This window comes from Xylanibacillus composti, from assembly GCF_018403685.1.
Classification (GTDB): domain Bacteria; phylum Bacillota; class Bacilli; order Paenibacillales; family K13; genus Xylanibacillus; species Xylanibacillus composti.
Window position 1 is genome coordinate 18,793 of record NZ_BOVK01000012.1, and the last position, 12,484, is coordinate 31,276.

Annotated in this window: 10 protein-coding genes and 1 pseudogene; 9 read left to right on the forward strand and 2 right to left on the reverse strand. The window is 53.2% G+C overall.

The features are described from left to right. Positions 1-4 precede the first annotated feature (4 nt). The 4 genes from XYCOK13_RS04380 (at position 5) to XYCOK13_RS04395 (ending at position 2,699) form a co-directional block, all read left to right on the forward strand. Positions 5-940, forward strand: a complete 936-nt coding sequence (locus XYCOK13_RS04380) for a DMT family transporter (protein ID WP_213410672.1) — start codon at positions 5-7, stop codon at positions 938-940. Between the two features lie 534 nt (positions 941-1,474). Further along, a complete protein-coding gene (locus tag XYCOK13_RS04385; protein WP_213410673.1) occupies positions 1,475-1,801 on the forward strand; it encodes a hypothetical protein in 327 nt (108 codons plus the stop codon). Positions 1,802-1,919: 118 nt separating this feature from the next. After that, on the forward strand, positions 1,920-2,081 hold the full coding sequence (locus XYCOK13_RS04390) for a hypothetical protein (RefSeq protein WP_213410674.1): 162 nt from the start codon (positions 1,920-1,922) through the stop codon (positions 2,079-2,081). Between the two features lie 117 nt (positions 2,082-2,198). After that, positions 2,199-2,699: a hypothetical protein gene (locus XYCOK13_RS04395; protein ID WP_213410675.1), complete on the forward strand. Its 501-nt coding sequence runs from the start codon at positions 2,199-2,201 to the stop codon at positions 2,697-2,699. 31 nt (positions 2,700-2,730) lie between these two features. Here the strand turns inward: XYCOK13_RS04395 and XYCOK13_RS04400 are convergent, their stop codons facing one another. Together XYCOK13_RS04400 and XYCOK13_RS04405 are read right to left on the reverse strand one after the other, a co-directional pair. After that, complete coding sequence (locus tag XYCOK13_RS04400; protein WP_213410676.1) at positions 2,731-3,291, reverse strand: putative periplasmic lipoprotein; 561 nt, start codon at positions 3,289-3,291, stop codon at positions 2,731-2,733. Positions 3,292-3,923: 632 nt separating this feature from the next. Continuing rightward, positions 3,924-6,098 carry a cellulase family glycosylhydrolase gene (locus tag XYCOK13_RS04405; protein ID WP_244864991.1) on the reverse strand — a complete coding sequence of 725 codons (2,175 nt, stop codon included), beginning with the start codon at positions 6,096-6,098 and terminating at the stop codon, positions 3,924-3,926. A 430-nt stretch (positions 6,099-6,528) separates the two neighbouring features. Between XYCOK13_RS04405 and XYCOK13_RS04410 the strand changes: the two genes are divergently transcribed. From XYCOK13_RS04410 to XYCOK13_RS22225, 5 genes and pseudogenes are all read left to right on the forward strand, one after another. Beyond that, complete coding sequence (locus tag XYCOK13_RS04410) at positions 6,529-8,736, forward strand: peptidase domain-containing ABC transporter (RefSeq protein ID WP_213410677.1); 2,208 nt, start codon at positions 6,529-6,531, stop codon at positions 8,734-8,736. An 85-nt stretch (positions 8,737-8,821) separates the two neighbouring features. Then, positions 8,822-9,079 carry a hypothetical protein gene (locus XYCOK13_RS04415; RefSeq protein ID WP_213410678.1) on the forward strand — a complete coding sequence of 86 codons (258 nt, stop codon included), beginning with the start codon at positions 8,822-8,824 and terminating at the stop codon, positions 9,077-9,079. Between the two features lie 84 nt (positions 9,080-9,163). After that, complete coding sequence (locus XYCOK13_RS04420) at positions 9,164-10,327, forward strand: ATP-grasp domain-containing protein (RefSeq protein WP_213410679.1); 1,164 nt, start codon at positions 9,164-9,166, stop codon at positions 10,325-10,327. A 403-nt stretch (positions 10,328-10,730) separates the two neighbouring features. Further along, positions 10,731-11,690, forward strand: a pseudogene (locus XYCOK13_RS22220) (endo-1,4-beta-xylanase); the annotation flags it as partial. A 153-nt stretch (positions 11,691-11,843) separates the two neighbouring features. Next, positions 11,844-12,452, forward strand: a complete 609-nt coding sequence (locus XYCOK13_RS22225; RefSeq protein ID WP_308443011.1) for a cellulose binding domain-containing protein — start codon at positions 11,844-11,846, stop codon at positions 12,450-12,452. Positions 12,453-12,484 lie beyond the last annotated feature (32 nt).

Here is a 12,484-nt window from a genome sequence, read left to right on the forward strand (position 1 = left end):
ATGGATGAACAACCATATGAAAGCTTATCTGGCGATGATCGTTGCGATGACCACGGTCGGAAGTTCCTTTGTCGTAGGGAAGTGGATTGTAGAGGCATTCCCGATCTATCTGGCTTCCGGACTTCGGTACGGGCTGGCCTCAGCCTTGCTGCTGCCGTTGCTCTATCTGGCGGAGAAGCGGTTGCCGAAGGTCGGACGCAAGGATATGGGGGTGCTGTTCTTGCAATCGCTGACCGGCGTATTCGGCTTCAGCGTATGCCTGCTGTACGGCCTGCAATATACGACGGCTACCGAGAGCGGCATCATCACCAGCACTACACCGATGGTGATTGCACTCATCTCCTTCTTCTTCCTGAAGGAAAGATTGTCGAGCCGGCAGTGGCTAGGCATCCTGTTCGCGGTGTTCGGCATTGCGGCGATTCATCTGCTAAGCGGGGATACGCAGGAGATTGTCCCGGGCGTACCTGCCTGGGTCGGAACGCTGCTCATTATGGCCGCTGTCGTCGGGGAAGCGTTGTTCACCATTTTCGGCAAAGTCCTCTCCTACAGGCTGTCACCGCTGGCCATCGCCACACTCGTCACCGTTCTGGGGTTTGTCATGTTCCTGCCATTCGCCATCTATGAAGCCATGTCATTCGACTTCACGCAGCCGACAGCTGCGGACTGGATGTACATCGTCTATTACGCGGTTGTCGTGACGGTAGTGGGCTTCGCTCTTTGGTACTACGGCGTGTCTAAGGTGCCGGCCAGCACTTCCGCCGTCTTCACAGGAGTCATCGCGATTTCTGCTCTCCTGCTGTCTTATCTGTTCTTGAAGGAGACATTCCATTGGGGGCATCTGGCGGGTGCGCTGTTCGTCCTGTCCGGCATCTGGATTACAGCCCGGAGGACGGAAGCGAGAACAATTGAGCCATCCGCATCGTCCAGAATGGAAGCTTGATTCCTCCATTGCTTAACACCGATTCATATTTGTAAAAGTCTGGCTCGCGTGCTGGGATGGGACGATTGTCTCATCCCTTTTTAATGCGTGCATAGCATCCTGCGGTAGCGTTGATTGAACAGCGTACGATCTGTCATATCAATCCAAACAGTTTCGACAGCAAAACCGATCAGGGGAATATGTCAACTGCTGATCACTACTTAGCTCCTCTACCTGCCCTGCATGACGCGCGACCACTAGCGGTTCGATCTTGCCGATAGCCACTGCTGCTGACTTAGCCGTTTGGAAATGTAACTTTAACGGACACGGATGCCCGTTACAAGGCGTATGGGCGTTTTTTGACATTGTAACGGAAACGGATGACCATTAGCTTTGAATGGACAGGCCAAAACGATGATTTTTGGCCTCTAATGGACATCAGCGACCGTTAGAAAATCCAAAGCAACGCTTTTTGCGCTCTAACGGACATGGGCGACCGCTACAGATTCAACCGGATAGTCCGGTCTATTCACTTATGCTGCTCTTACTGTCCTGGTGAACATTTTCCCAAAAATTATCTTGATGCTCCTCATCCTGCTTATCCCCATCATATCCTTGAACTACTATTCTACAAGGAAGAGTGTAGATGTCATTGAAAAAGAATTGATTCATGCGAGCTTGAACAAGATGGAGCTGTTTACCGTTCAGCTGGACTCCAGTATAGAAAAGTTCGAGCTTGTCTCTACCCGGCTTCTGATGGATACCAATGTGCTTGAGTATAATTACAATGTAAGCTTAAGTGACTACACCATGCTCAAGACCCGTTCCCTGATTCAAGAGAAGCTGTTCATAGCCAGCACATCCGGCAATTGGCGCAACTAGGTGACCATCTATTATCCCGAGAAGGTGGAAGCCATCTCCTCACTGCCCTTATACCGGTTCGACAGAGAGCAGCTGAGGCGGGATTTCTCATTGGGCTGGCGCTATACGAGATACGAATATGGGGGCGGGGTTTAAGCGCTATTTCGTGCAGAATGATCCCGGAAAGCCGAGTGATCACAATATCATCATTGCGATCGGCTTGTATCTGGCAGCCAATGATCGTCTGCGCGTGGCGCTTGCCGAAGCGCGTCGGCGTTTCATGAATCATGCTTGGATATAGGGGGCGAAGCCCAAGCCCGCGTTCCTGGTATCCAAGCTGTATCATGAACCCAACAGTATGCAATGTCGTCTACAATGTATTAGACCCAAAAAACCAGTAGATCAGCATGCAGAAAAGATGGAGGGAACGAAATTGACCATACTACGGATAGCAGCACGACATTATTGTTTATTAGCAGTCGCCGCACTCCTGTTGGCAAGCGGATGCACCGCGGGAAATTCGGAAACTGCCGGCCCAATCAATACCGTTCATGAAAGCAGAGAAGTTGATGATGGGGAAGCTCAGCTCAAAGAACTTGCTGCAGTTTGGGCAGAAGCGCTCCAATCGCGGGATGGAAAACCGCGCTACGACATCATGTCTATGAAAGCGAAGGGTAAATTTGAAGAAGAGCAAATCGTGCGCGGCGGTGAAGACTGGAACTACAATATCGGATATTCCAGTCCTTGGGTCGTTGACTATGCAATTGAAGTGAATGATCGGACAGCTACGATTGTTTATGTGACGCAAACAAGCGAACCGGCCTATTACAGCACAAGTGAAACGCTTATATTTGCAGAGGAGAACGGCAGGCTGGTAGTGGATGATTATCAGATAAACTTTGAAGACAGAAGAGGCTAAAGGAGAGAATTTCTTGCATCCATCCATCTGTCTATTCTGCCAGCGCATACTTCCCAAACGCCAGTTGAAGAGCATCGTCCCTGCTGAAGTAAAAAGTAAGTTGGCGATTCTCATTGTCTATTTTTCCAAATCTGGAATCGAACCCGCTCCATCCCAAAACACTTTCCTCCTTGTCAAATTCGTCTGAGCAGAATTGGTTAACCTTTTCACGATTGTCCCATAAAAATGCAGGCTGTTCGTGATCGGAAAACTCAATGGCGGCACGTAATAGGTAAGTGAGTTGTTTATCCTGGTTTTCGGGTACACCTTCTATATAAATCGCTACGCCGTTGCTTTTTTCACAAGCAGTTTCATAGATAAAGTCGTTCATTTCCGTCAAATGCAAAATTCTTTCTTTCAACATTTCGTACTCACGCATTGCTTCTTCATATTCTTGCAATCTTCTTTGCTGCTTGCTTATATGCGCTTGCAGTTCTCCGATTACTTCTTTTTGTTCATCGATGATAGCGGAATCGGTAGGCGTAGCCATACCTGAGGATGAACAAGCTGATAAGAAAATAGCGAATAATAGAATCACAAATCTTTTGAGCATTGCATCACCCCGCGGACAATATTTACATATTCATGAATCTATCACTAAAATAGCATATGTTAGAAGTTGTGGATACTACTGTTCGGCTTTTTATAACTCGCGTGCATCGTACAGTCAGACGATTGTTTGACCAAGCTTTGACCTGATGCTCCTGCCGCTGCCTGTCGGGTTCTTTGCCGCACATTGGTCGGGGTTTGTACGAATTTTCACTTAAAAACAGTTTGACTTTGCGTTTATGCTCAATTGTTGAACGTATTTTCGTTCAAAATGAAGGAGTGTCATCAAAAAACGGGGGGCTTTTATACGATATTTCTTTCAAATATTGTTGTAAAACTAGTTGAACGAGAGGATGTGTAATTTTTTTCGTACAAAAATTTTGTATCTCCAATGGAGCGACAGCTTTCTGATTGACCGCTACAGGTACAACCGGCAGCACGGTCATCCTTCCGCTCGCCTCCGTTTCACTACTGTCACGGCTCTTGTCACTTTTTCAGCAGATATCGGGCAGGCAAGCAGCAGCACGTTGCCGTACAGAACCTTACCTGAAATCATCATGCGTTCGAAATTCTAAGACAAGGAAAAGACCTCGAAGGGCCAGGCCCTTCAAGGTCTTTGTGGGTGAGGGGAGGGGTCTAAGGCTCAATGCCCCAGACGAGCGTGCCGTTCCGGTACAGGGTGACCCGATCCCAAGCGGCAAGAGAGGTTTTCGTTGGGTCGAAGGAGTAATCGTTGGTTTCATCGAAATTGGACCAGTCGCTCTTCGCCATGCGGAGCTGGATTTCGCCGGAATTTCCGCCTGCAGGGATGGAGCCGGCAGCTGCCGTGAAGCTTAGCTCCACATAAGTATCTGTGACGGTCCGGTTAATGTTGGCACCGCCGACCGCAGCCCAGTCGATCCACGTGTTCACAGCCGCCGAGCCATCCTTGGAGAAGTAGTAGCGCAAAGTCAAATCGCTCAGCGCGACAGCGCTTGTTCCGTTGTTGACGATGCTGAAATGCGGCTTGATCTGGTTATCCGAAGCATTGGTGTCTGCGGCCCTGTACTGGACCAACAGATCTTCATTCGGTCCAGGCCCGGGCCCAGGTCCAGGTCCAGGTCCAGGGCCTTGGGTGGAAGCGACACCGACAACACTGTTTCCGTTCTTCGTGATCGTGTACGTGATGACCTCTCCGCTCCAGAAGTGGAACGTCAGGACGACTTCGCCGTCACGAACTTCATTGAAGAACGCCGGAAGCAGCTCGATCTCGTTGGACGCATAGGACGGGGAGAAGGCATAGCCGAACTCCTTGAACGAGGTCCAATCCTGCGGACCGGCATTGCCGCCGCTTGCGTATTTGGCTTCCATCGTGGCGAGGCTGTCGCCGCGGAAGTCAGTCGGAATCGCGAAATTCTGCGTCGTTCCTGTAGTATTCAGCAGAACTGGCGTGTCGAAGACTACAACGCGGAAGCGCCAATCTGCACCGCCGTTAAATTTGGCAGTGATCACGGCATTGGTGCCAAGCTGAGTCGAGCTGGACCACTGGGCAAGGAAGCTTGCCTTGAAGGTCAACACGCTGCCATTCAGCGTATAATCGACACCGCTTTGCAGATTTTGCCCATTGACGCTCAGCGACACCAGGTGATTGCCGTTCAGCTGCAGCGGAATTGAGATATCCTGCGCGGCGCTGCCCTGGCGCAGATGAATAAGGTCAGTCTCAGCCACTGCCGAACGCCCCGACCAGCTCGCCTGCATCATCTGGAACAGCTCGGGATCGTTCCATTGGAAGGTATTGCGGTTGAAATGCTGGCCGTTGTCCCACACCATGTGGGTGATTTGCTTGCTCTGCACGTAGTGGATCAGGTATTCGAAGAACTTCAGCTTCTCGCCCTGTTCAATGACGCCGGTGTGCTTGTCGAAGCCGAGCAAGCCGTATTCGCCCAGAATGACAGGGATGCCATTGGCGACGAACGTATTGTAGGTGCGATCGAATGTATCGATAATATCGTTTCTCGTATCGTTCTCGAATCGCGTGTAGCCGGCGATGTTGACACTAAACGGCCAAAATCCGTAATAGTGAACAGTAGCGATCAGGTTCGGGTCGTTCAGCTGAACGATGGTGTCATAGAGTTCATTCAGCTTTTCCTGCGATGTAGCAGTTTCCAGCGTTGGCAGAACGAGAGGACGCACATCATTCAGGCCGCCGGAATTCCGGACAATCTGATGGAACGAGACGTTCAGCTCGTGCAGCAGCTCGTAATGCTCAGGCGATTCGCTGCCCCAGCCGTCGGTGAACCGCGGCTCGTTGATGCTTTCGAACATCAGCTCGAGCGAGTGATTCTTGAAGCGGTCGGCAATTTGTGTCCAAGCGGCGTTAAATCGGGCCAGCACCTGGGCGTGGTTGGTGTCCATTTGGTTGACCCACAGCCACGAGTCGTGATGCATATTGATCATGACATACAAATCGGCTTCCAGCGACCAATTGACAATTTGCTCCACACGGTCGAGGAAAGCAGGGGATATGGCATAGTTCGGTCCGCTGCCTATGCGATGATCCCACGTAATGGGGATGCGTATGCTTTTGAAGCCTTGAGCGGCAATTTCGTCAATCAGCGCCTTCGTAACGTAGGGGTTTCCCCAAGCGGTTTCGTCGCCGCCCGTGGCGTCCAGCGTATTTCCCAGATTCCAGCCAGGCTGCATCGCTTCCACATATGCTTGAATATTGACGGCTTGGGCATTCGGCTCCGCTCCTGCAGCCGGGGCGAAGAGGGAAAGCAAGAGCGCGCAGGCAAGCAGCAAAGATAAGCCAGGTTTGTTTTTCCCTTTCATGATTCATCCTCCTTCAGATTGTTGAAAATGAGTAAGTAAACCGGTTCACCTCCATGTCATAATATTTGTAAGCGCATACACAACTAATGTAAAACAAGCATAGATTCATAGTAAACTCTAAAAATTAGTGCAGATTTCATGGGGAAATTAGATAACGAATGGAATGGTTCTGTTGCAATGGCTATAAATTCAGAAAGATAGGCAGTACGATTAGCAAAATAATCCATTGGTCACATCAACAATTATCCGTTAGTCACAGAGATGAATCTCTTTTAGGACACAGGTCTTATTTTGCATATTCGACAAAAAAAGCCAAAACTCGTCAAAGGATTTTCGCCTCCTGCAAGGAAATCTTCATACAAGAACCTGACGCAGCAAGTCAGGTTGCTCCCATGCTTAAGCTATCAGAACCAAGCGGCAGGTGAATCCGATGAACAAGCGGTTTTATCAACGGCATCTCGTGCGTCAGATGGATGAGTCGGATTGCGGTCCGGCCTGCCTGGCAACGATCATGTCCATGTTCGGCATACGGGCTCCGCTTTCGCAAATCCGGGAATTGGCGTGCACGGATATGGATGGCACCAATTTGCTGGGGATGTCCAAGGCCGCTCTTCATTACGGCTTTCAAGCGAGATCGGTTCGCATATCGGCGGACGGGCTGGCTGAAGTGCCGACTCCGTGTTTGGTTCATACGCTTGCGGACAGCGGCAGGCCGCATTATCAGGTGCTGCTGCGGGTGGAAGCCGATTCCGTACTGCTTGGCGATCCGGACAAGGGTATCGTTCGGATGTCCATTCCTGAGTTCTGCAAGCGGTGGAGCGGCGTGCTGCTGCTCGTCTCGCCAACCGGCGACGTTCGCGGAGGAGCGCAAACGCCGGGAAGATTGGCAAGGCTGCTTCTGTTGTTGATACCGCATCGGCGAACGATTTTCTACATCTTTGGTTTATCCATTCTGTACACGGTGCTCGGTATCGCAAGCGCTTTCTATTATCAATATTTGCTGGACGAGCTGGTGCCGAGCCAGCGCATGTCCTTGCTGCACGCACTCTCCATTGCGCTTGTCTCGGTCTATATCGTTCAGGTCGGGTTGAGCGCGCTTCGCACGCAATGGCTCATTCACATTGGCAGGAAGCTGGACGAGACGCTGCAGCGCAAGCTCTATCAGCATCTGCTGGAGCTGCCGGCTGCTTTTTTTGCCCGCAGGAAGGCCGGGGAGATCGTGTCCCGCTTCATGGATGCGGGGAAAGTGCGCGAGGCTCTGGCGAATGTTTCGCTGACGGTCTTTATCGATACGCTGCTTGTTTTGATAGGCGGCTGGATGCTGTTCAGGCAAAGCGCGTTTTTGTTCCTTGTCACCATCACGGTCATTCCCTTGTATGTGCTGCTGATGGGCGTCTCCCACCGCTACTTGGAGCGGGCCAATCGGCGGACGATGGAGCATTACGCTCAGCTTCAGGCTTATGTGACGGACTCTATCCGCGGGATGGAGACCTTGAAGGCTTATCATGCCGAACAGCATGCCGAGCGGGAGACGGGAGGTCGGCTCGACAGCGTCCTGCATGCGGTATGGAGGCAGGGAAGCCTGCTGAACGCACAATCCTCGATCAAGCTGCTCTTGCAATTTCTGAGCGGCGGCGTCATCCTGTGGCTTGGAGCCAGGGAGGTGCTTCGGGGCAGCATGAGCGTCGGGCAGCTGATTACGTACCAGGCGCTTCTCGTGTATTTTCTTCAGCCGATACAAAATTTGGTCAACCTGCATCCGAATCTGACAACGGCGCTCGTTGCCGGGGAGCGGATGTGGGATTTGATGGACTTGGAGAAGGAACGGACCGAGCATGCTGCTGTCGGGAACGAGACGGAAGCCATAGTTCCGCAAGACTGGAAGGGGCCGCTGTCCTTCGATCAGGTCTCATTCCGCTATGGCACGAAGGCGCTGCTGCTGCGCAGCTTCTCGCTGACGATTCGTCCGGGGGAGAGCATCGCCTTCGTCGGGGAGAGCGGCTCAGGCAAGTCGACGCTCGTCAAGCTGCTGCTCCATCTGTATCCGCCCGAGCAAGGGGAAATCCGCATCCACGGCGTCCCCATTCAGCATATCGATCCCGGCCTGCTGCGCAGCCGCATCGCATATGTATCGCAGGAGCTGTCTTTCTTCCACGGCACCGTGCTCGACAATCTGTGCTTGGGGCGCGAGATCGCGCATGAGCGAATCCGGGAGGTATGCCGCGGATGCCAGCTCGAAGAGGTCATCGAAGAGCTGCCCCGCGCTTATCATACCTGGCTTGAGGAGGGCGCCGGCAATTTGTCCTCCGGGGAGAAGCAACGCTTGGCGATCGCGCGCGCTCTGCTGCGCGACCCGGATGTGCTCATCCTGGACGAGGCAACCAGTCATCTGGACGTGCAGCTGGAGGAAGCGATTCTGGCATATATTCGCTCGAGCTGCAAAGAACAGACCATCATCCATGTAGCCCACCGGCTGCATACGATTATCTCCTGCGACCGGATTGTCGTCATGGAGCGCGGGCAGGCAGTCGAGGAAGGCACGCATGAGCAGCTGCTTCGCCGGCAAGGCCGTTATGCGGCGATGTGGGACAAGCAGCACCCCGGCATAGGATTGCCGAATCAATCTGCCCTGCGCTGATCGGCGCATCCCGCGAATAATCCTTACAGGTAGTCGAGGCCTTGGGCCTTGCTATATATCATGCTGGAAAGGAGGTGAGACAATAATGAAGATGCAGCTGGACGCTCAGCAAATGCAGACGCTCATGGAGAAATTCCAAGCGAATGCCAAGCATGTGGAATTGTCCGTAGATGAAATGATTGAGACGAATGGCGGCAGCAAATGGGTAGTCACTACTATGGCCATTGGCGAGGAAGACATGGCTACGACGCTGGCCCTCGGCGAGGAAGGCGAGCCCGTCTATACGACGATGGCTGTCGGCGAGGAAGATTCCGCTACGACTATGGCCATTGGCGAGGAGTAAGCACGACGAACGGGATGGGCGCGGGCCTGTCCCGTTCTCTGTACATACAGATCAATCAAGAATAAGAGCAAGAGAGGTGAAGACATGATGACGATTGTAGTGATGAATCCAGCCAATGATATTCATTGCCAGTATATGATCGCTCAGTTGCAGAAACGGGGGATCCCTTATGCAGAGCTGGGGTCGCCGCTGCAACATGATTACGCTCTCCTGAACGACCAGCTGCTGTACGACGGCAAGCCGCTGCCTCCGGTGCAGGCGGTATATTTCCGCGGCGTGCTGACACACAATCCCGATCCGCTGGCGAACGCCGATGCAGGCAAGCGGCTGATCGACAACATGCAGTTCGCCGCGAGAGTGGAAGTCGTGCAAAGCTGGCTGGGCATTATGGCAGCGTCCGGGGTTGCCGTGCTGAACCAGCCGGGCAACCGGGCGAAATATGTGCAGCTGCATACGCTCCAGCAGGCAGGCCTTCCGCTACCGGAGACCTGCATTACATCCTCCCCCGAAATCGCCCGGCAGTTCATCCGAAAGGTCGGAAAGGCTGTCTGCAAGCCGATTCGCGGCGGCAGTTACTGCCGCAAGGTGGACGCTTCTATGCAGGAGCGGCTCGACCTGATTGCAGCCGAGCCCGTCATTCTCCAGGAAGAAATTCCGGGCGAAGATGTGCGCGTCAATATGCTGGACGGCGAAGTCATCTCGGCCCACGTCATCCATACAGCTGCGGGAACGCTTGATTACCGCACGGATCCCGATTATGGTTCCGGGATGGCCGAGTACGAGCTGATTGCGCTGCCGGAGGAGGTGGCAGCCGTGTGCAGGAAGGCGGCGAATTGCCTTGGTCTGCGCTTTACCGGCATTGATCTGCGCCGCAACGGGAACAGCTATGTGCTATTGGAGTGCAACAGCATGCCGGCATATATGGACGTGGAGCTGAAGACAGGGGCGCCGATTACCGCAGCCTTGATCGATGCGATGCTGGCAGCAAGGCCGGCCTCCCTGTCCGCAACCTCCCATTTCCGGTTCGAATCCGCGGCAAAGCCGGCTATTCGCAGGGGAGAGACGTTCTTCCATTACGATGACGTTGTGCGCAAATGGCAGCAGCAGACGGCCAGACAGCAGCAGCGCCAGCTGCTTGCCATGAATGAAGAGCAGATCGAGCAGTGGCATCGGCAGACCGGGAAGCGCGTCTCGTTCATGGAGGTAGAAATGCAGGAAGGCCAGCCGCGGGTTGTGCGATTGTTTTGAATCGTATGGGCGATCAGATGAATAAGCTTGGCATAGACAAGGAGCGGCCACGACCCACACGGGCGGGGCGGCTTCTTGTTTATGGGGAGCCAGTGTGTTCAATCCCGCCCCGAATCTTTCTGGCAGGGGTGAAAAACTTAAATTTCCTAAGAGAAACACTTAATTTTTGAAGCGCTTTCAACTTGGGATTTTAGTATAATAGAGGAAGGCTTGTCCACTTCTGGATTCTGATTGGGCAGGAGAGGGAGGAGATATCCGGGTGGAAAAAGCAAGCCTAGTTCAACGGAGAAAAGGGGATGATCGCGACGCGAAATCAGAACTAGTAGGATTTTGTTAGTGCCTCGCTTAGTCAGACACAAACAACTCGTACTAGACAGCATGATGCTATTTTTAAGGAGGGGTAATGGTGTTTAAATCAAAGTGGATCAAGCTTGTCGCTACGGCGTCGCTGGTCGGCTCCTTGTTCACGTCGGCGCTGCTGCCGAGCGCGGAGGCTGGACTGGCTGACGGCCATGGCAAATTTCTGGGGAACGTTATTGGCAATAGCGGCATTCCCTCGCATTTCGCTGAGTATTGGAATCAAGTTACGCCGGAAAACGCGACGAAGTGGGGATCGGTCGAGTCCTCGCGTGACAATTACAACTGGAGCGGCGCAGATCAAGCCTACAACTATGCCAAGAGCCAGGGCTTCCCATTCCGCTTTCATACGCTCGTATGGGGCAGTCAGGAGCCCGGCTGGGTATCGGGACTTTCTGCGGCGGAGCAGCGGGCGGAAGTGGAGGAGTGGATTCGGGATGCAGGGCAGCGCTACATTGATGCGGAGTACGTAGACGTTGTCAACGAGCCTTTGCACGCGCCGCCGAGCTATAAGAATGCCATTGGCGGCGATGGCGCGACAGGCTGGGACTGGGTAATTTGGTCCTTCGAGCAGGCGCGGCAAGCCTTCCCGAATTCCGAGCTTCATATTAATGACTACGGCATCATCGGCGATCCGAGCAAAGCCGATCAATACGTGCAGCTTATTAATCTGTTGAAAAGCCGGGGGCTGGTTGACGGCATCGGCATTCAGGCGCATCATTTCAACATGGATTATGTGTCTGTCAGCACCATGAATCAGGTGCTGAGCAAATTGACGGCAACCGGCCTGCCGATTTACGTTACGGAGCTGGACATGACGGGGGATGACAATACCCAGCTGCAGCGCTATCAGGAGAAGTTCCCGGTGTTGTGGGAGCATCCGAATGTGGCGGGCATCACCTTGTGGGGATACATTGTCGGAGAAACCTGGAGAGAGGGCACCGGCTTGATTACAAGCTCGGGGCAGGAACGTCCTGCTTTGCAGTGGTTGAGGCAATATTTCAATGACAATGGCGGCAGTCCGGGAGTGCCGGCTGCCCCAACCGGCCTGACGGCAACTGCGGGCGATGGACAAGTGTCCTTAAGCTGGAATCCGTCTAGCGGCGCCACGAGCTATACCGTCAAGCGCTCGGTCTTCAACGGCGGACCGTACGCCATTATGGGCACGATAAGCGGCACAAGCTTTACGGATAACAATGCGACGAATGGGATTACTTTCTATTATGTAGTCAGTGCCGAGAACAGCGCAGGATCGAGCGCCAACTCATCGCAAGTGAGCGCAACGCCTCAAGACGGAGGCGGCGGTCCGATTCCGACCGGCAATCTCGTCGTCCAATATCGTGCTGCGGATACGAACGCAACCGATAATCAGATTAAGCCGCACTTCAACATCAAAAATAACGGAAGCAGTCCGGTGGATCTAAGCTCGCTCAAAATCCGCTACTACTTCACGAAGGACGGCAATCAGAACGTGAACGCCTGGATCGATTGGGCACAGGTGGGCGGAAGCAATATTACGGCCACCTTCCACAGCACATCCGGCACGAATGCGGACACCTATGTAGAGCTTAGCTTCTCATCCGGCGCGGGCTCTATCCAGCCGGGCGGTCAGAGCGGCGATATTCAGCTTCGCATGTCCAAGACGGACTGGTCCAATTTCAACGAATCCAATGACTATTCCTACGATCCTGCCAAAACTTCCTTCACGGATTGGGATCGGGTAACGCTTTACCAGAACGGCGTCCTTGTATGGGGAACAGCCCCGTAAGGCATCTCTATACAAGAGAAAGTCGGCTGCTT